The organism is Pedobacter sp. FW305-3-2-15-E-R2A2 (assembly GCF_038446955.1).
Taxonomy (GTDB): domain Bacteria; phylum Bacteroidota; class Bacteroidia; order Sphingobacteriales; family Sphingobacteriaceae; genus Pedobacter.
In genome coordinates, this window is the sequence record NZ_CP151803.1 from 5,972,073 (window position 1) to 5,997,504 (window position 25,432).

Genomic DNA, 25,432 nt, shown 5'->3' on the forward strand with positions numbered 1-25,432 from the left:
AAACCATGCTAGAAAATAAAAACATTATTCTTGGCGTTTGCGGCAGCATTGCAGCATATAAATCAGCGATACTGGTCAGGTTACTGGTAAAGGCTGGCGCAAACGTTAAAGTTATTCTTACGGCCGATGCGGCGAATTTCATTACCCCGCTCACCCTGGCTACCTTATCAAAAAATCCTGTTTACACCCAATATTTCGACGCCGAAACCGGTGTTTGGAGTAACCATGTGGAGTTGGGCCTGTGGGCTGACTTTATGGTCGTTGCCCCGGCAAGCGCCAACACGTTGGCTAAAATGGCAACAGGCATTTGTGATAACCTCTTAACAGCAGTCTACTTATCGGCCAAATGCCCGGTTTTTGTTGCTCCGGCAATGGACCTGGACATGTGGAAGCATGAAAGCACGCAGCAAAATATCGAAAAGCTGATCTCCTACGAGAACGAGGTCATCCCTCCTGGAAAAGGAGAGCTTGCCAGTGGTTTATATGGGGAAGGCCGCATGGCGGAACCAGAAGAAATTGTTTCCTTTTTGAATGAAGCAGCTGGAAAAGGGCTTCCATTGTTAGGTAAGAAGGTACTCGTTACCGCCGGGCCTACCTATGAAGCGATAGATCCTGTTCGTTTTATCGGGAATCATTCTTCCGGAAAAATGGGCTTTGCCATCGCCGGAGTCTTTGCCGGTTTAGGTGCAGAAGTGACCCTGATCACCGGACCAACTGCGGAAAAAACGACCGCACAAATCAAGAGGATCGACGTAGTCAGCGCAGCAGATATGCTGAAGGCTTGCAAAGCGGAATTCCCCCAATCGGACATCATGGTCATGAGTGCCGCCGTAGCAGACTATACCCCTGTTACTGCAGCCAGCCAGAAGATTAAAAAGACAAATCCGGAATTTAGCCTGGAACTGAAAAAGACAGAAGACATCCTTGCTACCCTCGGACAAACAAAAACTGCGCAGCAAATCCTTGTCGGCTTCGCCCTGGAAACGGAAAACGAAGAAGCTTATGCAAAAGCCAAGCTCAGCAAGAAAAACCTGGACCTGATTGTGCTCAATTCACTCAACGACAAAGGTGCCGGGTTTAAGGGAGATACCAATAAAATCACTATATTTAATAAAGCTGCTGAAAAAGTGGTTTTTGAAACAAAATCAAAGAATGAAGTTGCAAAAGACATTTGCAATGAAATATTAAAATTAGTTGTATAAGCATCCTGACTGTAAAAACGCTCCAAATGAAACAACGCCTCTTCCTCTTCGTCCTCTCTTTCTTCCTTTGCCAGATTGATGTTCATGCCCAGGAATTAAATGCAAGGGTTACCGTAATGGCACCAACGGTACCGAATATCAATAAGAGAAACATAGAGGTTTTGCAAAATACCATCAGAGAGTTTTTAAATAACAACAAGTGGACCAATGAAACTTATACCCCTCAGGAACGTATAGAAACTAATTTCGTGATCACAGTGACCGCCTGGGATGGCAGCGCCGGTTATAAAGCGGAAGCACAGATCCAATCCAGCAGACCGGTCTATGGAACGGCCTATAACAGCACCATTTTGAACATCAGCGACAAAGACTTCGACTTCAACTATAACGAAGGACAATCTTTGGACTACTCCGACCAGAACTTCATTTCCAACCTGAGCTCCCTGCTCGGGTTTTATGCAAATACGATTATCGGATTGGATAAAGACAGTTTTAGCAATCTTGGTGGAACCCCATTTTACAATAAAGCACAAAACATCCTCAACCTGGCACAACAATCGGGCAATAAAGGCTGGAAAGCATCCGATGGCTTGAGAAACCGGTATTGGCTGAATGAAAACCTGCTCAACAAAAGCTTTGAGGATTTAAGAGAATTTATCTTTAGTTATCATTATAATGGCATGGACCGCCTCCAGGAAGATATGGACAAGGGCTCCAAAAAGATCATCTCCCTGCTTTCGGGACTCACAAAAATGGACCGTCAAAAACTGGGTTCCATCTTCCCTAACGTATACTTCGCGACCAAAGCCGATGAAATCGTGAACCTGCTCTCTATCGGAAATTCTCAGGAACGCTTAAAAGCATACAACCTCCTGGTAGACATTGACCCGGCCAACATCAATAAATACGAAAGCTTAAAACCCGCTAAACAAGGCCTATAACCCTATTTTATAAAAAAATAACTGTTTTTAAAACAAAATATTTTGTTTATACGAATAGATTCGTACATTTGATTACGAAACAATTCGTATATAAAGGATATGACAGCAGCGACACCCCTTAAACCTACCGAAAGTGAATTAGAGATCTTGCAGATATTATGGGAGAAAGGAAATTGTACGGTAAGAGAAGTCCACGAGATTTTAGAAAAGAATAAAGATGCAGGTTATACTACCACCCTGAAACTGATGCAGATCATGTCGGAAAAAGGATTGGTGGTTCGTGATACTTCTTCCAAAACCCATATCTATAAAGCCCTGGTTAATCAACAGAAAACAGAACAACACCTAGTCAGTAAAATGATCGACAATGTGTTTAACGGTTCTGCTGCACGATTGGTCATGCAGGCGCTCGGAAACCATAGTGCCAGTGCCGACGAAATAGATTCGATCAAAAAATACCTGGATAACCTTAGCAACAAATAAACCATGGAAGCAATTGTAAACAACCTGATCAAAGCCACAGGCTGGAGTATTTTTCACTCCTTATGGCAAGGCGCCATCATCTATGCCATTTTGTTCTTAACCGTAATGGCAATGCCAAAGTTGCGGTCCCAATTGAAGCACAACCTCGCTTACGGCGCCATGTGCCTGATCTTCGTTTCCTTTTGCATTACCTTTTTCTCCATCTTTAAACTTCCGGTAAGTAATGGAAGTACTGCAGGAGCAGAATTACATATCAGTGCGGTTTATTATGAGTACCTGAGAAGTCTGCCCCAGGAAATCAGCAGCAAAACGGAAACCTTGTTTCCTTATATCGTGACGGTCTACGGAATCGGAATCCTCTTTCAGCTCTTTATCCTGATCGCCGGATACCGAAAAATGAACCAGCTTAAAAATGCAACTCAATTGGCAGTACCCGCAGAATGGACCGCTGTATTTGAAGAGATGGTCTCCAAGTTAAACCTCAAACAACAAATTGGGTTTTACCTGTCGGAAAAAGTAAATATTCCGCTGGTTATCGGATATTTTAAACCGGTAGTTTTATTTCCGATTGCCCTGGCTACACAGCTTGACCTCAAACAGGTGGAAGCCATCCTGATCCATGAACTTTCACACATCCGTAGAAATGATTACCTCCTAAACCTCATCAAAACGGGGATAGAAACCATTTTGTTCTTTAATCCTTTCATCTGGCTAAGCGGCAGGTTCATCAACATAGAACGTGAACATGCCTGCGATGACCTTGTGGTAGAACTGACCGGGACGCCGGTAACTTATGCCCATGCCTTGCTAAAGCTGGAAATCCTGAAAGATAAATCCGCCCCTGCCCTTTCTATGGCGGCGACAGGGAAAAATCAACATTTGTATCACCGTATTAAAAGAATCACAGACATGAAAACGAATTATATGAATGCAAAACAGCAGATTTTTGCAATCACACTTACGATTGCTACGGTAATTTCCTTAGCATGGGTTAAACCTTCCAAAGCGGAAAAAGTAACCGCTCCCGCTGCACCACTGACCGAAGACATGGAGATTGCCGGTGTAGGCTTAAAATTCAAAGTTCAGGACTTAAAAGCACTGAAATTGATACAAAATACGCCATACGAATATGCAGATACCACTAAAAAGAAACGCAAGTTTAAAATCATCACAGTGGATGCAAATGGAACCAAACATGAATACAATTCGATTAAAGAGGTTCCTGATAGTTTAAGAAGCGAAGTCTTTGACAAAACTTTTGTCAGCTTCCCAAAATCAGGTGAATTCAATGTTTTTGTAGACAGCGTTACTTCTGCAAGTCTTGCCTTTTTAAAATCTCCGGAATGGAAAAAGAACATCGCAAATATCCAGAAACAAGGCGAAGTGATGAGCAAGCACTTTAACTCTCCGGAATGGAAGAAAAACATCGCTGAAATCCAAAAAAACGGAGAGAAAATCGGCAAATACTATAGCTCTCCGGAATGGAAAAATCAACAAGCAGCAATCCAGAAAAGCGCAGAAGAAATCAGTAAATATTATGATTCTCCGGAATGGAAGAAACAGCAGGAAGCCATCCAGAAAAATGCTGCAGAAATGACCAGGCATTTTGACTCTCCGGAATGGAAAAAGCAAGTGGAAGGGATTCAGAAAAACGCAGAAGAAATCAAAAAGTATTATGATTCCCCTGAATGGAAAAAAAACCTGGCAGAGATCCAGAAAGGAGCAGAAGAAACCGGTAAATACTTCAACTCTCCGGAATGGAAAAAACAATTAGAAGAAATCCGCAAGAACGCTGCTGAGGGCGGGATCGTTTATGATTTGTCTGAAATCAAAAAAATGGCTCAGGAAAACAAAGAAGTCCGTAACTCTGCTGAGTATAAAGCACTAAAACAGAAATTCGACAAAGAAGTAGAAGCACTGAAAAAGAAAAAAGAAGCCGAAGCGGCGACAAAAGCGAACAACTAAGGCATTAAAACCACAAATAAACGAAGATGGAGGCAGAGGATTTTTCTTCTGCCTTTTTTGTGGAAAAGTATGAACACCCATTGATTAAGTTTTCATATTTTAGCAGCGTAATATGCTACAGAAACTTTCTATTCGTAACTACGCTTTAATAGACAGTGTTGAACTAAACCTGGACAAGGGTTTAAACATCATCACTGGAGAAACAGGTGCCGGTAAATCCATTATGCTGGGTGCCCTCTCGCTGATTTTGGGCCAGCGTGCAGAAACCAGATATTTCTTTAATCAGGAAAAGAAGTGCATTATTGAAGGACAATTTCTGCTGACAGACCATAACCTGCAGCATTTATTTGAGGACAATGACATTGATTTTCATGAGGAGACGATATTAAGAAGGGAAATCTCTACCGATGGGAAATCAAGAGCCTTCATCAATGATACGCCTGTTACCCTTGTGGTGATGAAACAGGTAGGCGAAAAACTGATCGATATTCACTCCCAGCATGCTACTTTAGAAATCAATGATCCCGGATTCCAGCTTTCTGTGGTAGATACCCTGGCAGACCATCAGCCATTGTTATCAGACTACCGCCAGGGTTACAAACAATATAAAAAATACCTGCAGCATTTATCTGCTTTGCAAACCGCAGCAGATGAAGCAAAAAGCAGACAGGATTATGAACAGTTCTTATTCAATGAACTGGAAGCTGCAGACCTGAAAGCGGACGAACAAACACTTTTAGAAACAGAACTTCAAACCCTCAACAATGCGGAGAGCATCAAGAGAAGCCTCGTCAATGCATATAACCTGCTCTCTGAAGAAGAAGCTTCGGCACTCCCTATTCTTAAAGAAGTCATCGTTCAGCTTCAGAACATAGAACGCTTTAACCCTGACTATGCCAACTTAAATGAGCGCCTGCGCTCGGCATTGATAGAACTAAAAGACATCGCTGCGGAAACCATGAACCTGGAAGAAAGCATTGTCTTTAACCCGGTGCGAATTGAAGAGATCAATGGCAGGTTAGATGTGATTTATACGCTTCAGCAAAAACATAAGGTTAACAGTGTGGAGGAATTGATTGGCATTCGTCAGCAATTGTCAGACAACCTGAATACCTTGCTTAGCGGCGATGAAGAGATTGACCGCCTGAACAAAGAAATCACGGCCTTAAAAGCCAGGTTAACGGAGATGGCCGATACCCTTTCTGCCGACCGTGGGAAGTCTATCATCAGTACCGAAAACCAGGTTGCCGCAGTTCTCCAACAGGTAGGAATGCCTAAGGCCAGAATTAAAATAGAAAAGACCGTTCTTGAAGAACTGAATAAAGACGGAAAAGACAATATCGTACTGCTGTTCTCTGCCAACAGTGGCCAGCCACCTGCTCCGGTAGGAAAGGTCGCTTCGGGAGGAGAGCTTTCCAGGCTGATGCTGGCGATCAAGTCCATCATGGCCAAACATACCGCTTTACCTACCCTGATCTTCGATGAAATTGATACGGGTATTTCCGGCGAAACCGCATTGCGTGTAGGCGATGTGATCGGAGATCTGGAGAAAAATATGCAGGTGATCTGCATTACTCACCTTCCTCAGATAGCAGCCAAAGGAGAAGCACACTATTTCGTGTATAAAAATGAAAAAGGAGTCCGCCCTACCACAGGAATCCGCAGGTTAATTCCCGCAGAGCGAATCCAGGTCATCGCAGAAATGCTGAGCGGCAAAGATCCGGGTAACCCGGCTATCGCAAATGCAAAAGAACTCCTGGGCTATTAAAAAGGCGTGTAAACTGGCTTGTATTTGTTAATTTTTATTACTTTCGACACGAAGTAACAGATAACAAAACAAGAAATTATGTACAACTTATTAAAAGGTAAACGCGGCATCATCACCGGTGCACTGGATCAGAATTCCATTGCATGGAAAGTGGCTGAAAAAGCGCATGAAGAAGGTGCTGAATTTGTTTTAACCAATGCCCCTATCGCCATGCGAATGGGAGAGATCAATGCTTTAGCCGAAAAAACAGGCTCAAAGATCATTCCTGCTGATGCAACCAGCGTGGAAGACCTCACTAACCTTTATACCCAATCACAAGAGATATTAGGCGGAAAAATAGATTTTGTACTCCACTCGATCGGAATGAGCGTAAACATTCGCAAAAAGATCCCTTATACAGAATCCAACTACGATTATTTCATGAAAGGAATTGACGTTTCTGCGCTTTCTTTTCATAAAATGTTAGCAGTAGCTAAAAAATTAGATGCCATTAGTGAAGGTGGTAGTGTGGTCGCCCTGACGTACATGGCGGCACAAAGAACCTATCCTTTTTATACCGATATGGCAGACATTAAAGCCATGCTGGAATCTATTGCCAGAAGCTTTGGCTATCATTATGGCCTGGAGAAAAAGGTCCGCATCAATACGGTTTCACAATCTCCGACCAAAACTACTGCAGGTTCAGGGGTTAAAGGCTTCGGCGACTTCTTTGATTTTGCCAATTCTGTTGCTCCACTGGGCAATGCAGATGCAGAATCCTGTGCAGATTATTGTATCACGCTGTTCTCAGACCTGACCAGAATGGTAACCATGCAGAACCTGTTCCATGATGGAGGTTACTCTTCTACCGGAGTAAGTGATGATGTGATGAAAAGACTGGGAATTGAATCAGAATCCTGATCAACCATAGACAAGTAGTGAAAGCCCTGAAAAGGGCTTTTTTTATGCTTTTAAATCTATAAATGATTGGTTACATTAGCCAGATGATGAAATGGTACTCCTGTTGTGTTTTGCTTTTATTTTTCTCTTTTAACGGTTTCGGACAAAATCTATTCAGTATTTCCGGAACGGTAAAGGATGGAGAAGGGAAACCTCTTCCGGGAGCAGGCATCTATTTGGCCGGATATAAAGCAGCCACCGTATCCGATGGCAACGGACAGTTTGTATTGAGCAATGTAGCCGTGGGCAATTACGATGTCCTGATCCAGATGATGGGTTACCTTCCCCTGAGTAAAAACGTGCTGATCTCGGATAAATCTGTTAAAATTGAGGCTATTTTAAAGGAAAACACCATTCAGCTGAAAGAGGTGGTCATCAAAGCGGATCCAAACCGGGCACGTTACCTGGAAATGTTCAAAGAACATTTCATTGGGAAAACGCCCAATTCCGAGAAATGTAAAATCCTCAATCCTCAGGTCATTCAAACGGAGTACGACAAAGAAAGAAAAGTATTGAGGGTCACGGCCAATGAATTCCTCCTCATCGAAAATAAATCATTGGGTTACCGCATCAAATACCTTCTGGAGTATTTTGAAAGAGATTTCGTAGACAATGTGGTTTTCTATGCCGGCCACCCTTCCTTTGAAGAACTGCCTGCCTCCTCCTCAAAAAGAAAAAGCTGGCTGAAGAAAAGAGAAATCGCCTATGCAGGTTCTTCCCAGCATTTTTTCCGCTCCCTATATCAGAATACGACGAAAACGGAGGGGTTTATCATTCATAAGATGAGGAGTGTTGCCAACCGAAACAGGCTTCCGGACAGCCTCATTAATGCCAGCATTAAGCGCTTGTACAAACCTGGAAATACCATTGTCCGCATTGGCCCGGGTTTTACCTCCCCGCTAAACGACTCTATCAGCTACTGGCTCAAACAGCGGGCCGTATCAAAATCATTGAACGTCCTGGACAGGTCCGAAATCCTGACCGATACCCTGGCTACCCAATTGTATAAGGATGTAAAAACAATGAATTTCGACGGAGACCTGTATGTGATCAACACCAAAGAACGCGAAACTGAAGATTATACCGCTTTTTCCGGACATGCGGTTGCCAGGCCACTCGATATCCCCAATTACCAGATTTCCACCCTTCACATCCTGAAAGGCCCCATTCATTTTTACCCTAACGGAGGTATCTTCAATCCCAAATCAGTTCTTCTGGGCGGGTTCTGGGCTTATGAGAAAATCGCCGACATGGTTCCTATGGATTATATCCCCAATGTAAAAGAAGAATAATCATTTGCAAATTGCTAATATTATTAGTAATTTTAACTAATGATATTAGACGAAGAACCTAAGGACAATTACTTTAAAGGCAGGGGGGCACAGCTCAACCCGCACAACAGGTTTGCGAAGGATGATTATGTAAAAGAACATTCGGAAGGAATAGACGATTGGGAGGAAGAAGATCAAAAGACAACCTTCATCATCGGACAAAGTAAATCTATTGTCAATAAGGTAGACAGTCCGGATGTTGGAATGGCCTATTCCCTCAACCCTTACCAGGGATGTGAACATGGTTGTACCTATTGTTATGCCCGGAATGCCCATGAATACTGGGGATTTAGTGCCGGCCTGGATTTTGAAAGAAAGATCATCGTCAAGAAAGATGCACCACAGTTGTTCAAAAAATTTCTGGAACGCAAAGGCTGGGATGCGGCTGTCATTTCACTTTCCGGCAATACCGATTGTTATCAACCTGCAGAAAGGCAATTCAGACTCACGCGCCAGCTGTTGGAAATCGCCCTGGAATACCGTCAGCCAATAGGCCTGATTACCAAAAATGCATTGATCCTCCGGGACCTGGACCTGCTAACCGAGCTGGCAAAGCTGAACCTGTGTATGGTATATGTCTCGATTAACAGCCTGAATGAAAAGCTTCGGCAAAAGATGGAACCCCGGACCACCACTGCCAAACAACGATTAAAAGTAGTGGAAGAGCTCAGCAAGGCAGGTATTCCGATGGGTGTTATGGTGGCTCCACTGGTTCCCGGACTAAGTGACCATGAAATTCCGGCCATTCTAAAAACGGTAGCCAATGCAGGCGCTCAGGCAGCAGGTTATACGATTGTGAGGCTGAATGGTGCAATTTCCGGCATCTTTGAGGACTGGCTCCGCAAGAATTATCCGGACCGCTTTGAAAAGGTATGGCATGCGATTCAGTCCTGCCATGGAGGAAATGTAAACGACAGCAGGTTTGGAGAAAGAATGAGGGGCGATGGCAATATTGCAAAGCTGATCAGAGACAGCTTTAAACTCCATTGCCGGCTGAACCATCTAAATGAACAGGTAATAAAACTGGACTCGGGCTTATTTAAAGTTCCACAAGCCCAGTTTAGCTTATTTTAAGCGTTTTTAAGACAGGAAATCATCGGACTCGCGGTAAGCCTGGATCACACGGAGTTCTCCTTCCTTACCCCCTTTAGAATTCCCGTGTTCCATTCCCATCACGCCTTTATATCCTTTATTATATAAATGCTTGAATAGATTCTTATAATTGATCTCTCCGGTGGTCGGTTCTTTCCTTCCCGGATTGTCGCCGATCTGGATATAGGCAATCTCGTCCCAGCAACGGTCCATGTTCACGATCAGGTTGCCTTCGGTCTTCTGCATGTGGTAAATATCGTATAGAATCTTGCAGGAAGGGCTGTTTACTGCTTTACACACATTAAAGGTTTCATGCGTCTGCTGCAGGAAAAGCTCTGGCGTATCGCTCAGTGTTTCCAACACCATAATCAGGCCATGCGGTTCAAAGATCTCCGCCCCTGCCCTCATGGCATCGACTACATTTGCCATTTGGTTTCCATAAGGAAGTTTACGCTCATAGAATCCCGGAACAACGGTCATCCATTTTGCATTACACCTTTTTGCTGCTTCTACAGATTGTTTGCAGGTTTCCACAAACTTGTCTTTAAATTCTTTCTTTCCTGTGGTGAGGGAAGTTTTCCAGTTGTCGCCACCATCTACGACAAACACGCCCATCCTCATGCCCAGTTTGGCGAGCAAATCACCGATTTTCTTTTGTTCTTCGATCGGTCTGCCCAGATAGCCATTGTCTTCAATAGAGCGAAAGCCCTGATCATACATATACTGAATCTGATCCAGGAAGCTTTTGCCCGCATGATTGGCAAACATGCCCTGATGTGGCGCATAATCCAGGTTAAAAGTTTTTCCTGCAAGTCCTGTTGCTAAACTGCTTTCGGAAGGTGCCGCAGCTGCGCTTAGCGAAGATCCGGCCAATGCCGCACCTGTGGCAATAAAGCTATTTCTTAAAAATTCTATTCTTTTCATAAATTATGCTTTGGTTGGTCTGGTTGTAAATCATTGTTTATTTTAAAATCATCTTTCTGAAACCGCTTGTCAGGGTATCGGCTACGCTTCCATCTTTACGATGGTAGATCAGGTAAGCCTCCATTCCTCTTTTAGCGCTCACAAAGGCCAGTGCCTCCTCTACCCCCATGGCCATAACAGCATTGTCATAACCGTCGGCAGTAATGGCATCTTTGGCATAGATCGTTGCACTGATCAGCTGATTGTCTAAAGGGTAACCTGTTTTTGGGTTGATCAGGTGTGCAATCTTCCCTTTACCCCGCTGCAGGTATTTCCGGTAATTTCCGGAAGTGGTCACTGCACCGCTGCTGAAACTTAAGATGTGCCTGATTTCCGGTTCTGATTGTGCAGATAAGGCTGGTCCTTCAATTCCGATTCTCATCACGGAACCGTCTGGTTTTGGTCCTGCAACCCGCAGTTCTCCTCCGATTTCTACCACAAAGGAGCGAACGCCTTTCTGTAGCAGGTAATCGGCAACCACATCTACACTGTAGCCTTGGGCAATACCATTCAGGTCGATCTTTACTCCTGGTTTGTGTTTTTTAAGGTAATTCCCCTGGAGTTCCAGGTAATTCATTCCTACATTTTGCAACAGTAGTTTCACCGTTGTGCGATCAGGAAAGCTTTCCACGGGTTTTGGCCCAAAGCCCCAGGCCTGAACCAGGGGCGCTACCGTCACGTCAAACTTCCCCTGAGTAGCTGTATAGATCTCAAAGGATTTTCTCATTACCGCAGCAAAATGAGCATCCAGCAGGATTCCCTTCTCTGCTCTGTTGAACTGACTGATCAGCGAATAGGATTTGTAAAGGGACATAGAAGAATCGATCTTTAACAAGATGCTATCTACTGCCCTTTTGGTCACTATGCTGTCTTCTGCAAAATATTTAATGGAATAATCTGTCCCCTGAGCATAGCCGTGGATACTATACTGCTGCTGATCTTTCTTTTGTGAAAAAAGAGAGATCAGCAGCGGTAACAGCAGGATTGCCGATTTGGGAACAATGGCCACAAGCGGAATCCTTGTTTAAATTATTTTTGATTTTCCCGGAGTAGGGATTGGATACAAGCCATTTTCATCAGGCATTAATTTTGGATTTGCCGTCCAGCTCAATTGCTCTGGCATCAGACTGTTGTCTGCTTTTAAGGCCTCATCCCATTTAATCGTTTGTCCGGAATAAGTTGCATACCTGCCCACGATTGCTGTGAAACAACTTTTTGCCCCACGTTCCGCATCAGCGAATTTATATTCCCCTTTTGCAATTGCCGCAAAAAGCTCATCATGTTCGGTCTGGTATGGATTGGCATTTCCCTTGGTTGGGTGACTAAACATTTCTTTTCCTTTATGGTCCCAAAGTACCCCATTATTACCCGCAGAAAGATATACGCGACCTTTTGTGCCCTGGAAAGTTTCATCTACACGGTTTGCAATCCCTTCGAAATGGCGACACTGGCTGTAAATCACAGATCCATCCGCATAAGTCAGCTCTACCGCATGGTTGTCATAGATCTCACCGTAATCTTTACCCGTTCTCCAGGCACGGCTTCCGGTTCCCTGAATCGAAACAGGATAGGCATTTTTAACCCAGTTGGCAATGTCGATATTGTGAACATGCTGTTCTACAATATGATCTCCGCACAACCAGTTGAAGTAATACCAGTTTCTCATTTGATATTCCATCTCCGTTTGTCCTGGCTGGCGTTTTTTCACCCATACCCCACCACTGTTCCAATACACCTGACCACTCACTACGTCACCTATCGCGCCATCTTCAATGCGTTTTAAGGTTTCTCTATAGTTTGCCTGGTATCTGCGTTGCAGACCAACAACTACGTTTAATTTCTTTTGTTTCGCCAATTCTGCTGCAGCAAGTACTTTACGGACTCCAGGCGCATCTACTGCAACCGGTTTTTCCATAAATACATGTTTTCCCTGCTTAATCGCTTCTTCGAAATGTGTAGGTCTGAATCCCGGAGGGGTCACCAGCAATACCACATCCGCAAGGGCGATGGCTTTCTGATAACCATCAAAACCTACAAATCTTCGGTCCTGAGGAACATCTACTTTTTCTTTAAATTTATCTGAAAGTACTTTATAGCTGTTGTCCAGTCTGTCCTGGAAAGCATCAGCCATAGCGACCAGTTTAATATTCTGTTTGGTGCTCAATGCCTGAAAAGCAGCTCCCGTTCCACGGTCACCACATCCGATCAGTGCAATTTTTATGGTATCATCCGTAGAGGAATGACCACCTGCAAAGGCAAATTGATTTAGCATTACGCCACCTGCCACTAATGCAGATGTCTTTAAAAATTCACGGCGCTTATCGCGCAATTCTTCCTTGTTCATAGTCTGTTGGTTGGTTTATATTGGTTGTTAGTGTGAGTTCTTCGTTTTAGTAATCTGCGATTACCGGTTTATTGTAGTAGGCATCTATGGCTTCTTTTGAAGGAGGGGTAACTGGTCTTACCAGTCGCATTCCAATGAAAGGGGCTTCAGGAAACCACCAGTTGCTCTTTGGAATCTGTGGGTCCAACTGTTTCCATACCGGATCTGAGGCTAGCCTGGCTGCAGAACGCAGATCTTTAGCCACATCATCATAAGAGCCTCCACGAATCACATGGGAATACAACTTATCAGGAACAGAAACCGGGTTCTTCGCTTTTTCGCCTGTCAGCCCTTTATAAAAATCAGGAACATACTGATCATAGGTCCATTCTCCTACATTGCCGTACATATCATATAATCCCCATTGGTTTGGTTTCTTTTGTCCTACTACATGGGTTTTTCCTGCACTGTTTTCTTTAAACCAGGCATAATCTCCAAGTTTAGCGGCGTCATTGCCAAAGGCATAGTCTTCCGCACTTCCGGCTCTGCTGGCATATTCCCATTCGGCTTCTGTCGGCAAGCGATAAAAAACACCTGTCCTTGCATATAACCATTTACAGTATTGAATGGCATTATAATGGGTCATCGCCAATGCGGGATGATTTTCTTTTCCCATACCAAAGGTCATGTCGAGATAGGGCTTCGTTGGCCTGGTTACCGCATCTACATTTGCAGGAACCGGTCCGGTACTGTGTGTGGTTTCGTAATCTTTATATAAGAAAGGTTCATAGATGTCCCAGATCACTTCATAGGTACTCATCCAGAAAGGGTCAATGGTGACCTTATGAACAGGTTGCTCATCTGCTTTTCCTTTTTTACTCCCCATCTGGAATTCTCCACCGGGAATGGCCTTCATTTCGAAGCTTAATTTTGTGCCGTCAATTTGTTGTTTGTAAGTGCTGTTTTTCTCCTGAGCGGAGGCGCAAAAAGCAGAGATAAAGAATGGAATTGTCAATAATAATTTAACTTTCATCTATGAGATTTTGATTCAACTGATATTTTACCTGACCTATTTAATCTCTAAAATAGAAGCATTTAGCCGAAATCCAAAATCTACAGGTGCATTAATTAACAAAATGTGTTAAAAACACACTAAGTTGTTACTAATATTGACATTAACTGCCCAATAGCAGCCTTTTTTTGAAAGTACTTTTTAGTACAGACATAAATTAATACCTTGTATAATTCATCGCTAAAACTAACCACAAATGAAAATAACAGACCGTAGAAATTTCATCAAAGACCTGGGCATTTTATCTGCCGCTGCAGGCCTTTCTTCTCTCCTTCCTTTGGAAGGTTTTGCTGCAGATAAAAAAGATTTTTTTCAAATCTCTCTTGCTCAGTGGTCATTTCACAAAGCACTCTTCGCCGGAAAGATGACGAATATGGATTTCCCGCTGAAGGCAAAAAATGATTTTGACATCCACATTGTAGAATATGTGAGCCCTTTCTTCAAAAAGAAAGAAACGGACAAAACCTATTTAAAGGAACTTAAAGACAGAACAGATAGCGAAGGCATCCAAAACCACCTGATCATGATCGATGGAGAAGGTAATTTGGGTGATCTGGATGATAAAGCAAGATTGATTGCGGTAGAAAACCATTACAAATGGGTGGATGCTGCTAAATTTCTGGGTTGCAAAACCATTCGCGTAAATGCGGCAGGAAAAGGAACAGCAGAAGAGATAAAAGCTTCTGCGATTGACGGATTAGGGAAACTTACCGAGTATGGTAAGCAAAACAAGATCAATATTATCGTAGAGAACCATGGCGGATATTCTTCAGACGGGAACTGGTTATCATCGGTGATCAAGGGTGTAAACAGTTCCTATTGCGGTACCTTGCCTGATTTCGGAAACTTCAGAATCAGTGCAGAGCAGGAATATGATAAATATCAGGGCGTAAAAGACCTGATGCCATACGCGAAAGGTGTAAGCGCCAAAACTCATAATTTTAAAGAAGACGGAGAGGAAACAGACATCGATTATACCCGTATGTTTGAGATCATCAAAGCGGCCAAATGGACTGGAATTGTAGGGATAGAATATGAAGGGTCGACCTTATCCGAAGAAGAAGGAATCAGAAAAACAAAAGAACTACTGGAACGTGTCAGGAATAAATTCTAAGCCCGCTTTTTATATACAAAAACGGCTGCTTCCTTTCGGAGCAGCCGTTTTTTCTTTTGTGGTCGTTTAAACCAGTTTTTTATATTTTAAACGGTGTGGAGTTACATCTCCAAGACGTTTTTTACGGTTTTCTTCGTAATCGCTGTAGTTTCCTTCGAAGAAGTAAACCTGTGAATCACCTTCAAAAGCAAGGATATGCGTACAGATACGGTCTAAGAACCAACGATCGTGACTGATCACTACTGCACATCCGCCAAAGTTTTCCAGTGCTTCTTCCAATGCCCTTAACGTGTTTACGTCAATATCATTGGTTGGCTCATCGAGTAACAATACGTTAGCGCCTTTTTTCAAAGTGATGGCCAAATGGACCCTGTTGCGCTCTCCACCGGAAAGTACACCTACTTTTTTCTGCTGGTCACCACCGTTAAAGTTGAACTTAGATACATATGCTCTTCCACTTACTGCTTTATTACCCAACTGAATGTTATCTAAACCATCAGTAATGTTTTCATAAACAGTTTTATTAGGATCAAGGTCGTTGTGCATTTGATCCACATAACCTAAAGCAACAGTTTCTCCAACACGGAATGTTCCGGTATCCGGTGTTTCCTGCTCCGTGATCAAACGGAATAAAGTGGTTTTACCTGCACCGTTTGGACCGATGATCCCTACGATACCTGCCGGAGGTAAAGAGAAGCTCAGGTTTTCAAACAATAACTTATCGCCATAAGCTTTGGTGATGTTATTGGCTTCAATCACCACATTTCCTAATCTTGGTCCTGCAGGGATAAACAGCTCCAGTTTGTCTTCTCTTTCTTTTGAATCTTCAGAAGCCAGTTTGTCATAGTTTGATAAACGTGCTTTAGATTTGGCATGTCTGGCTTTTGGTGCCATACGTACCCATTCCAGCTCACGCTCCAGTGTTTTCTGACGTTTGCTTTCTGTTTTTTCTTCCTGTGCCAGGCGTTTTGCTTTCTGATCTAACCAGGAAGAATAATTTCCTTTCCATGGAATACCTTCACCTCTGTCTAATTCCAGGATCCAGCCTGCTACATTGTCAAGGAAATACCTATCGTGGGTTACCGCAATCACAGTTCCTTTATAATCTTTCAGGAATTGCTCTAACCAATCGATACTTTCGGCATCCAGGTGATTCGTAGGCTCATCCAGTAACAATACATCCGGTTCCTGTAACAACAAACGACACATCGCTACGCGGCGACGCTCACCACCCGATAAAACACCGATTTTGGTATCCGGATCAGGGCAACGAAGCGCATCCATGGCACGCTCCAGCTTATTGTCCAGCTCCCAGGCATTTGAGGCATCAATTTTATCTTGTAATTCACCTTGTTTGGTCATCAGTTTATCCATTGCATCTGCATCTTCATAAACTTCAGGTAAGCCAAACTGCTCATTAATCGACTCGTATTCTTTAAGGATCGCTGTAATTTCAGCCACACCTTCTTCTACTACTTCTCTAACTGTTTTATTTTCATCCAGTTCAGGCTCCTGAGCCAGGTAACCAACGGTATATCCCGGAGAGAAAACTACTTCTCCCTGGAAGGATTTATCTAAACCTGCGATGATTTTTAAAAGGGATGATTTACCAGATCCGTTCAAACCAATCACACCGATTTTGGCGCCATAGAAGAAGGAAAGGTAGATGTTTTTTAAAACTTGCTTTTGGGGTGGATAAATCTTATTTACCCCCGCCATTGAAAAGATTATTTTTTCGTCTGACATATTTGCTTATTATATTTTATGCCTTTAGCAGGCTTTATAGAATTAAGGTTAGGGGCACAAAGATAAGGATGTAATCCCCATTAAAAAATTGTTTAGCAGATATCACAATAATTGCGTCAATTTAGTCATTGATATGATCAAATACTTCATATAGTCCTTCAACATACGTATCTTTAATAAAGTATCCTTTATAAGGGAGATTATCCGTTTGGTCTACAATGACATGTCCACATTTGCATAAAAATTTCCCCATTGCGTAAATTGAGTGCTAATTATTTAAAACTATGAAAATTCTGACCGATAGGGATTTAGCTCCCTTGCTACAAAAGATGTTCTTTCGTCTGACATATTTGCGTATGGATTTGTAAATATCACCAATAAAGTCAGAACTTAGTAAGATTTCTGAAATATCGGCAGTCTCGACATCCGTTTCCGCCGCAATGGCGTAATTGTTGATAAAATAATAAAATCAGGGGTGCCTTTTTATAAAACAATTTTTATAGTTTAGAGCATTCCCGATTTAGAAAGGTATATATGGAAGCTAAATTTTCTCCACAAGTAAAAGACGTGATATCTTTTAGCAGGGAAGAAGCCCTGAGATTAGGTCACGATTATATAGGCGCCGAGCATCTTTTGTTGGGCCTAATTCGCGAAGGCGACGGTATGGCCATCAAGATCTTAAAATCACTGGGTGTTGATACTTCAAAACTTCGTCGTTCGATAGAAGACTCTGTTAGAGGTACGTCCAGTGTTACGGTTAATCTGGGAAATATCCCGTTGACCAAGCAAGCCGAAAAGGTATTAAAGATCACGTATCTGGAAGCCAAGATCTTCAAGAGCGATTTGATTGGAACAGAACACCTGTTGCTGTCGATCTTACGCGATGACGATAACATTGCTTCTCAAATCTTATTGCAATACAGCATCAATTACGAGATTTTCAAACAGGAAGTTGAAGTGAATAAAAACGGTTTCAGAGATGAGACTCAAAATAGCGCATCAACTGGTGGTGACGATGATTATCGTGAGGAGGAAAGCTTCAGCAGCCCTAAAAAAGTATCGGATATCAAATCAAAAACTCCGGTTTTAGATAATTTTGGAAGAGACTTAACGAAAGCAGCAGAGGAAAACCGTCTGGATCCTATTGTAGGTCGTGAGAAAGAAATTGAGCGCGTGTCTCAGATCTTATCCCGTCGTAAAAAGAACAATCCGATTTTGATTGGTGAACCGGGTGTAGGTAAATCTGCCATTGCAGAAGGACTGGCATTACGTATTGTTCAACGCAAGGTTTCCAGGGTATTGTTCAATAAACGTGTGGTGACTTTAGATCTTGCCTCTTTAGTGGCAGGTACTAAATACCGTGGTCAGTTTGAAGAACGTATGAAAGCGGTGATGAATGAGCTGGAAAAATCTACAGATGTGATCTTATTTATTGATGAGATTCACACGATTGTAGGTGCCGGTGGTGCTTCAGGTTCACTGGATGCCTCGAATATGTTCAAACCTGCTTTGGCAAGGGGCGAAATTCAATGTATCGGTGCGACTACTTTAGATGAGTACCGTCAGTACATTGAAAAAGATGGGGCATTAGACCGTCGTTTCCAAAAGGTAATGATTGAGCCTGCTACACCAGATGAAACTATTGAGATCTTAAACCGTATCAAAGAAAAATACGAAGATCACCATGGGGTAACTTATACCGACGAAGCGATCAATGCCTGTGTGGCTTTGACTTCAAGGTACATTACCGACAGGTTCTTACCGGATAAAGCAATTGATGCTTTAGATGAAGCTGGTTCAAGGGTGCATTTAACAAACATCCACGTTCCTGAGAACATCATTGAGATTGAAAACAAGATTGAAGAGATCAAGCTTGAAAAGAATAAAGTGGTAAAAAGCCAGAAATACGAAGAGGCTGCGAAATTGAGGGATACTGAAAAGAATCTTTTAGAGGAGCTGGATCGTGCTAAGGCGGCATGGGAAGCAGAAACTAAAACCAAACGTTATACCGTAACGGAAGATAACGTGGCAGAAGTGGTTTCCATGATGACCGGAATTCCATTGCAACGTGTTGGACAAACCGATAGCGCTAAGCTATTGAACATGTACGATACGGTGGCAACGAAAATTATCGGACAGGATGATGCCATTAAAAAGCTAACAAAAGCAATTCAACGTACCAGAGCCGGATTAAAAGATCCTAAGAAACCAATTGGTTCCTTTATCTTCTTAGGCCCTACAGGTGTTGGTAAAACTGAGTTGGCAAAAGAATTAGCCCGCTTTATGTTCGACAGTGATGATTCATTGATCCAGATCGACATGAGTGAGTACATGGAGAAATTTGCGGTTTCCCGTTTAGTGGGAGCGCCTCCGGGATACGTAGGTTATGAAGAAGGTGGACAGCTGACAGAAAAAGTTCGTCGCAAGCCTTATGCAGTAATTCTTTTGGATGAGATCGAAAAAGCACACCCTGATGTATTCAACATCCTGTTACAGGTATTGGACGAAGGACAGCTGACTGATAGCTTAGGCCGTAAAGTAGATTTTAGAAATACCATCATCATCATGACTTCGAACATTGGTGCACGTCAATTGAAAGATTTCGGACAAGGCGTTGGTTTCTCGACTACAGCTAAGACAAATCAAGTGGACGCACATTCAAGAGGTGTGATTGAAAACGCGTTAAAACGTGCTTTTGCTCCGGAATTCCTGAATCGTGTAGATGATGTTGTGGTCTTCAATACTTTGGGTAAAGAAGAGATCTTCAAAATCATTGACATTGAGTTGAAATCTTTATTCGGTCGTGTACATAACTTAGGTTATGAAGTAAAACTAACCGAAAGAGCTAAAGACTTCATCGCAGATAAAGGTTTCGATATCAATTTTGGTGCAAGGCCGCTTAAACGTGCCATCCAGAAATACCTGGAAGATCCAATTGCAGAAGAGATCTTAAAAGGCGAGATCAATGATGGCGATACGCTGGAAATTGATTACGACAAAGAGAGCGATCAAATTGTGGTAGAAAACAAAAGCCCGGGCAAGAAAAAGAAAAAAGAAGAAGGAAGTGTAGAATAACAATTCCGGAATAATTAGAAAATCCCCTTTCAGGTAAGCTGGAAGGGGATTTTTTGATTGGAGCACATTTATGGTATTTACTTTAACGCCCCTTTCCCTAAGCTGATACTGATCAGTTTATAGCCCTCTTCTGTTCTTAAAAAAGAAAAATGATCTTGAAAAAGCTCTTTTCCTTTCTCATAGGAAATGACAATATTTTTTAACGGATAGATCCATTCCTTTGCTGCTCCGCAGTTGTCGAAAAAGCGCTCGTATTCTGCAGATTCAAAGATGAATTTGTTCAGGCCATCGTCAAAGATCTGATATTTGCAATCTGGACGGTTTAGCTCCAGCAATTTCGCTTTTATAAGCTCGAAATTCCGGTTTATAAAGCTCTGCTTATCCTCAGTTTTCCACCCATCTTTCTCATTCCAGAAGGTCAGCTCTTTATAGGTAGCCTCCGATAAACTTTCTTTCGTAAACTGCTTAAGTAATGATTTTTTTAGCCAGGTATCGAATTCTTTTCCAAAATCTATGAACGAATAGTATTTACCCTGGGCAGTTTTAAAATTCTGTCTGATCGGATCTTCGTCAGGCTTATCGGAAACCAACAGGGAGAAGAAATTTAAATTACGCTCCGATTTAAAATCATCGATAAGGAGCCGGTTATGGGTATCAATTAACACTTGCTTTCCGCCAACCCAACTGAAATGATAGTCCCCAGAATGTTTTCCCCATTCCTCTTTTTTTGCCCCCTGTAATGCGATGACCATCCCATTTCTAACGCTTGTTAAGGCGTTATAGTTCGCAGGAATAGCGATGTCACCATTGCGGTCAAACATCCCTTCTTTGTCCGTCTTCTTATCCCTGAAGCGGATAAAACCCTCACTTTCACAATCTACGCCATTATCAAATATATGCAGGCTGTCTCTACCCACAATTCTTCCTGATTTTGTCAGGTAATAACTGGGCCACGTTTCAGCTATTCTTTCTGTTACCCCAATAATGTCATCAAACTTATTGGCACTGATAAACCCGGTAAACTTGGGCTCAATCTTTACGATATTCTTGCTGTCTTTAAAACCGATTAATGTAGTATCCTTGTTATGGAATGCGATCCAGGGTTTGTTATCCTGTCCAAATGAACTGAAACCGATCATGGTGAAGAGGCCAGCGAAAATATAATGTCTCATAGATAGTTAAAATAGTCAAATATTAATTACTTATAACGTAGATCAATCAAAAAAACTATTCTTTTATAAAAATAATTACCGAAAACGTCAATTGAATTTCGATTAATGGTCTTTCAAAGGATGCCGGGCTGTAAATTGGGAATGAGTTATCTTTCAGGCTTCTCCAGCTACATCTCTGGCGAGAACCTTTGCAAGCTGGACTCTATTTAATGCACTTTCTTTTTGCCCGCAGCGACTGGCATGACCGGGTTTCAGAAACATGTGTTTTAAAGAAAAAAAAGAATTCAGAAGAAGAAGATCATACTTCCTGATCGCCATAACTAAGCTTTATTGAAAAAATTACTAAAAAACATCAGCTGAAAGCCGACTGCATTTTTCCAGTAATCCCAGTTATGTACTCCGGGTCTGATTGTAAAATCATGAGGGATATTGTGGTACAATAATTCCTCATGGAGCTTATTGTTTACGTCATAGAAGAAATCATCCTTACCGCAATCAATAATCAAAGCCAGTTTATTTGGAACGAGCAAATGCGTCATATTGACCACACTGTTTGCTTTCCAGCGTTCTGGCTGCGTTTCATAGCTGCCTAATCTTTTGGCAATGTCCCACTTCAGCGGAAAGGGTGTCATGTCAACTCCTCCACTCATGCTTCCTGCCGCGCCATACACGTCCTGATGTTTAAAAGAAAGGTATAACGCGCCATGTCCACCCATGCTCAGACCGGTAATTGCCCTGCCTTTTCTGTCTTTAATCGTTTTATACTGCTGATCGATCTGGCTCACCAGCTCAGTGGCGACATAGGTCTCATACTTCCATTCCGGATCTACCGGGCTATCCATATACCAGCTGGAAATATTGCCATCCGGACAAACCAGGATCAATTGAAAATCATCCGCATACTTTTTCAGCACGGTAACCGTATTGATCCAGCCATCATAGCCATCTCCATAACCATGCAGCAGGTAGACTGTTGGAAAGTTTTTCACTTGCTGATAGTTGTCAGGAACCACAACGACAGCCTTTATTTTCTTTTTCATTGCAGCACTATAGGTTTGCACTGTATCTACTTTTGCCGCAAAGGCATTTGAATGATTCAGCAGGAACAATAGTCCTGCAATAAAAAAGTATTTCTTCATCTATCTTAGTTTTATGCCCATGCGCTCGCTGCACCTACCAGAGCTGCATCTTCCCACATTTCGCTTTGTCTGATCGCTACAGATTTATCTGTGATCTTATGCGTCAGGGCATCGATAAAGTGTTCCCATGTTTTGGCAATGTTGCCACCAATCACGACCACCTGCGGCTGCTCCTGAGCAATTAAATCGTTCAGAAAGATACTCAGATTGTCTGAAAATTCTTCAAAAATTTCATCTTTCACAGAAGCTGCTGCAGTATCCAGCATTTCTTCCACGTTTTTAACCTCTGCACCGGTAATTTCCTTATACCTTTTCATAAACCATCTTGTAGAGATATACTCTTCGGCAATACTCTCTTTAAAAGGACGGAATGCCCAGTTCATATCCACCGTAATCCCACTGGCATTACTTGTAGAGCCTAATCCGGTTCCAAGGGTTACCCCTATCGCTCTTTCCTTATCTGCTGCGGCACCTGAGGCCAGCTCACCACGCAGAAAAGCTTCCGCATCATTGATGAATACAATATCTTCTTCAGGTATTTCCAGGCGCTTAGCCAGGATTTCTTTCACATTGATGTTGTATAAAGCATCATATTTTTGCATGCCCTTCATCAGAGAAATGCCATGCTCGTAATCAAATGGCCCTGGCATAGCAATCCCTATTTTGGAATTTTCACCATTGGTCCTGACGATCAGAGAAGAAAGTACTTTTAACCAGGATTCGAGAATTACTTCTGCGGAGTCCATTGACGCGACTCTTTCGCGTTTCATCGTGCTGTCGATTACTTTATATGTGGTCGCATCTACATGAGCAGCAGTGATGTGAGAGCCACCTATATCTACTCCTATATAGGGAAGTTTAGAAGATGTTGAATTCATTTTAGCCGTTATCTATATTTAAAATCTCAGCAAATTAATTAATAACTTTTGTATATTCTAATAGTTGTTAAATAGTTTTAGCAATATTTTTAACAAGCTTATTTTAAGGTTACTCCAGATTAAAACAAAGCTGCTTTTTTCCAACGCTAAATTGCCAGGCTAATATAAAAAAAGCGGGATCCTTTCTTAGGAATCCCGCTTTACATTTTTTTGCTTTAAATACTAGTGTTTGATGATCTTAAATTCTGTTCTTCTGTTGAGCTGGTGTTCTGCATGACTACACTTCACACCGTTTCCACATTTATTCAGCAGCATCGTTTCTCCATAACCTCTGGCCTTAATGCGTTCCTTCTCAACTCCTCCGTCGATCAGGTATTGTACTGCAGAATTGGCTCTTCGCTGAGATAACCATTGATTATACTGATCCGCTCCTCTGCTGTCTGTATGTGAACCCAATTCGATCCAAATGGAAGGATTCTCTTTTAAGATGGCCAACAACTTATTCAATTCCCTTGCTGCATCCGGTCTGATATTCGCTTTGTCAAAATCATAATAGATGTTTCTCAGCACATAGGTTTTACCGGGTTCAAACTTATCCTTATCCAGAAAAGCCTCCATCGTTAAGGTGTCAGATTTAGTGATTCCTTTTGTACTTAGCGTTTTCCGCACCGAAGCATAACCCAGCTTACTGATTTCCACCTTATAATCCATATCCTTCGTTAAGCCGAAAAAGAACTTTCCATTCTGCTCCGTCACCTTACGGTTAAGGGCCATTCCGTTTCCATCTGTTAAGGTCACTAATACCGAGTCTAAAGTAGACTTGGTCTTTTGGTCATAGACCGTGCCATCTAAGGCAAGAATCATCACCGGACTGGTTTGATCATTAAAACTATAAATGTCATCATCCCCAGCTCCACCTTCTCTGTTGGAAGAGAAATAGCCCGTCTTTCCATCATTGCTGATGAAATAAAAATCATCACTGGTAGAATTCATCGGATATTTCAGATCCTGAGGCTTGCTCCAGGTTGTTTTCTCTCCTCTGCTGCTATAAATATCATGCCCTCCCATCCCTATTCTTCCTTTAGAAGAATAATATAATTCTCCATTTCGGCCAGTAGTTGGAAAAGCTTCTTCTTCTTTGGAATTGATCTCCGACCCACAGTTTACTGGTTTCCCCCAGCTTCCATCTGTCTGTAATTCGCTATACCAGATGTCTGTTTTCCCGAGTCCGCCGGGCATATCTGAAGCAAAGTATAAGAGCTGCCCGTTTTTTGAAAGTGCCGCATGTCCTAAAGAATATTCCTTTACGTTGTTGTAAGCGAAGGGTTTTAATTCTCCCCATTTTCCATCTTTTTTTACTGCGGTCATCAGCTCCAGTCTGCGGGTATAAAGACGCTCTTTGAGCTTACCCGTTTTATCCAGCGGTAAATCAGATTTAGAAACCCTTGTTGCAATCGTCACATAGGCGACGTCTCCTGCCCCATTCAGCTCCATCGGCCCCACATGGTATTCGGTTTTGGTCGGTGCATTTTGTTTGGTCACTACCTGAAGTTCTTCTTTCAACTGTGCATCCGGGCTCGCTAAAAACAATTTCAACCATGGATTTCCGGTCCACTTATAAATATCATTGCTGCTTTCATTCCCCCCGGTATTCCGTTCTGAGGTAAACACAAAACCATCGTTCCCATAATAATTTAATCCCCAGTCTGCGGATTTGGTATTCAAAGCGGCCACATTTTTGATCAGGACGTCCTTTAGCTGGCTGGTCCATAGTGCCGCTGTATCGCAGGAATTGATTCTGATGGCCATTTCCTCAGGTTTCCCTGTACTGCTGCCATAGGCACGATATTGCTCCTTTGCGAGATCAAACTTTTTGTTCCGCTGCAAAGCTTCGGCATAATAGTAATGGGTCATCGGCTGTGCTTTCTTGTTTTCTACCGCCTTTCCATACCACTTCTCCGCTTCCTCGTACGCATTCATCATGCGGTAACAATCAGCCAGCTTTTCCAGCAGTTTCACATCTGGATTTTTCCGTTCTGCAAGTGGAAGGTAAAGCTTTGCGGCATTATAATACTCAAAGCGGTTAAAGAATACATCCGCCTGTTGTTTACGGCTCAGTTGTTCCTGGGCCATTGCTAAATTGCCAAAGAATAATGCCATCATGCTAATGATCACAATTTTGTTCATCAGTAGATTTGGACTTTTGTAGGCTGTTCTGTTCATATAATT

19 protein-coding genes are annotated in these 25,432 nt (G+C 42.5%); 10 read left to right on the forward strand and 9 right to left on the reverse strand.

The window, feature by feature from the left end:
* The first annotated feature begins 5 nt into the window (after window positions 1-5).
* The 8 genes from coaBC (at window position 6) to AAFF35_RS24180 (ending at window position 9,703) form a co-directional block, all read left to right on the forward strand.
* Entirely contained in the window at window positions 6-1,202 is a 1,197-nt protein-coding gene (coaBC, locus tag AAFF35_RS24145) for a bifunctional phosphopantothenoylcysteine decarboxylase/phosphopantothenate--cysteine ligase CoaBC (protein WP_342329108.1), read from the forward strand.
* Window positions 1,203-1,228: 26 nt separating this feature from the next.
* Window positions 1,229-2,143, forward strand: a complete 915-nt coding sequence (locus AAFF35_RS24150; RefSeq protein ID WP_342329109.1) for a DUF4835 family protein — start codon at window positions 1,229-1,231, stop codon at window positions 2,141-2,143.
* A 99-nt stretch (window positions 2,144-2,242) separates the two neighbouring features.
* Window positions 2,243-2,626, forward strand: coding sequence for a BlaI/MecI/CopY family transcriptional regulator (locus AAFF35_RS24155; protein ID WP_124580580.1), 384 nt, complete (start codon window positions 2,243-2,245; stop codon window positions 2,624-2,626).
* Window positions 2,627-2,629: 3 nt separating this feature from the next.
* Window positions 2,630-4,591, forward strand: a complete 1,962-nt coding sequence (locus tag AAFF35_RS24160) for a M56 family metallopeptidase (protein ID WP_342329110.1) — start codon at window positions 2,630-2,632, stop codon at window positions 4,589-4,591.
* 112 nt (window positions 4,592-4,703) lie between these two features.
* The gene (gene recN / locus AAFF35_RS24165; RefSeq protein WP_342329111.1) at window positions 4,704-6,359 is read left to right on the forward strand and encodes a DNA repair protein RecN; all 1,656 of its coding nucleotides are present in this window, start codon (window positions 4,704-4,706) and stop codon (window positions 6,357-6,359) included.
* Between the two features lie 75 nt (window positions 6,360-6,434).
* Window positions 6,435-7,259 carry an SDR family oxidoreductase gene (locus AAFF35_RS24170; protein ID WP_124580590.1) on the forward strand — a complete coding sequence of 275 codons (825 nt, stop codon included), beginning with the start codon at window positions 6,435-6,437 and terminating at the stop codon, window positions 7,257-7,259.
* 62 nt (window positions 7,260-7,321) lie between these two features.
* Window positions 7,322-8,590, forward strand: coding sequence for a carboxypeptidase-like regulatory domain-containing protein (locus tag AAFF35_RS24175; protein WP_342329112.1), 1,269 nt, complete (start codon window positions 7,322-7,324; stop codon window positions 8,588-8,590).
* A gap of 39 nt (window positions 8,591-8,629) precedes the next feature.
* Window positions 8,630-9,703 carry a PA0069 family radical SAM protein gene (locus AAFF35_RS24180; protein WP_342329113.1) on the forward strand — a complete coding sequence of 358 codons (1,074 nt, stop codon included), beginning with the start codon at window positions 8,630-8,632 and terminating at the stop codon, window positions 9,701-9,703.
* Between the two features lie 6 nt (window positions 9,704-9,709).
* Here AAFF35_RS24180 and AAFF35_RS24185 read toward each other — a convergent pair whose 3' ends face one another.
* Genes AAFF35_RS24185 through AAFF35_RS24200 form a run of 4 tightly spaced genes read right to left on the reverse strand, consistent with a single transcriptional unit; the run spans window position 9,710 to window position 14,040 of the window.
* Entirely contained in the window at window positions 9,710-10,645 is a 936-nt protein-coding gene (locus AAFF35_RS24185) for a TIM barrel protein (RefSeq protein WP_342329114.1), read from the reverse strand.
* 37 nt (window positions 10,646-10,682) lie between these two features.
* Window positions 10,683-11,693: an FAD:protein FMN transferase gene (locus AAFF35_RS24190; protein WP_342329115.1), complete on the reverse strand. Its 1,011-nt coding sequence runs from the start codon at window positions 11,691-11,693 to the stop codon at window positions 10,683-10,685.
* 15 nt (window positions 11,694-11,708) lie between these two features.
* Window positions 11,709-13,028: a Gfo/Idh/MocA family oxidoreductase gene (locus tag AAFF35_RS24195; RefSeq protein ID WP_342329116.1), complete on the reverse strand. Its 1,320-nt coding sequence runs from the start codon at window positions 13,026-13,028 to the stop codon at window positions 11,709-11,711.
* 46 nt (window positions 13,029-13,074) lie between these two features.
* The gene (locus AAFF35_RS24200; RefSeq protein WP_342329117.1) at window positions 13,075-14,040 is read right to left on the reverse strand and encodes an SUMF1/EgtB/PvdO family nonheme iron enzyme; all 966 of its coding nucleotides are present in this window, start codon (window positions 14,038-14,040) and stop codon (window positions 13,075-13,077) included.
* Window positions 14,041-14,275: 235 nt separating this feature from the next.
* Here AAFF35_RS24200 and AAFF35_RS24205 point away from each other — a divergent pair, with 235 nt between their 5' ends.
* A complete protein-coding gene (locus AAFF35_RS24205; RefSeq protein ID WP_342329118.1) occupies window positions 14,276-15,193 on the forward strand; it encodes a TIM barrel protein in 918 nt (305 codons plus the stop codon).
* A gap of 66 nt (window positions 15,194-15,259) precedes the next feature.
* On the opposite strand, the gene ettA is transcribed toward AAFF35_RS24205, so the two are convergent.
* Window positions 15,260-16,939 (reverse strand): energy-dependent translational throttle protein EttA, encoded by a 1,680-nt coding sequence (gene ettA / locus AAFF35_RS24210; RefSeq protein ID WP_342329119.1) that lies wholly within the window; start codon window positions 16,937-16,939, stop codon window positions 15,260-15,262.
* A gap of 534 nt (window positions 16,940-17,473) precedes the next feature.
* Here ettA and AAFF35_RS24215 point away from each other — a divergent pair.
* Window positions 17,474-20,014, forward strand: a complete 2,541-nt coding sequence (locus tag AAFF35_RS24215) for an ATP-dependent Clp protease ATP-binding subunit (RefSeq protein WP_342329120.1) — start codon at window positions 17,474-17,476, stop codon at window positions 20,012-20,014.
* Between the two features lie 77 nt (window positions 20,015-20,091).
* On the opposite strand, the gene AAFF35_RS24220 is transcribed toward AAFF35_RS24215, so the two are convergent.
* The 4 genes from AAFF35_RS24220 to AAFF35_RS24235 all read right to left on the reverse strand — a co-directional run bounded on the left by AAFF35_RS24220 (window position 20,092) and on the right by AAFF35_RS24235 (window position 25,426).
* Window positions 20,092-21,186: a hypothetical protein gene (locus tag AAFF35_RS24220; protein ID WP_342329121.1), complete on the reverse strand. Its 1,095-nt coding sequence runs from the start codon at window positions 21,184-21,186 to the stop codon at window positions 20,092-20,094.
* A 320-nt stretch (window positions 21,187-21,506) separates the two neighbouring features.
* Window positions 21,507-22,325, reverse strand: a complete 819-nt coding sequence (locus AAFF35_RS24225) for an alpha/beta hydrolase family protein (protein WP_342329122.1) — start codon at window positions 22,323-22,325, stop codon at window positions 21,507-21,509.
* Window positions 22,326-22,336: 11 nt separating this feature from the next.
* Window positions 22,337-23,203 carry an ROK family protein gene (locus tag AAFF35_RS24230; protein ID WP_342329123.1) on the reverse strand — a complete coding sequence of 289 codons (867 nt, stop codon included), beginning with the start codon at window positions 23,201-23,203 and terminating at the stop codon, window positions 22,337-22,339.
* A 222-nt stretch (window positions 23,204-23,425) separates the two neighbouring features.
* Window positions 23,426-25,426, reverse strand: coding sequence for an OmpA family protein (locus tag AAFF35_RS24235; RefSeq protein WP_342329124.1), 2,001 nt, complete (start codon window positions 25,424-25,426; stop codon window positions 23,426-23,428).
* Window positions 25,427-25,432 lie beyond the last annotated feature (6 nt).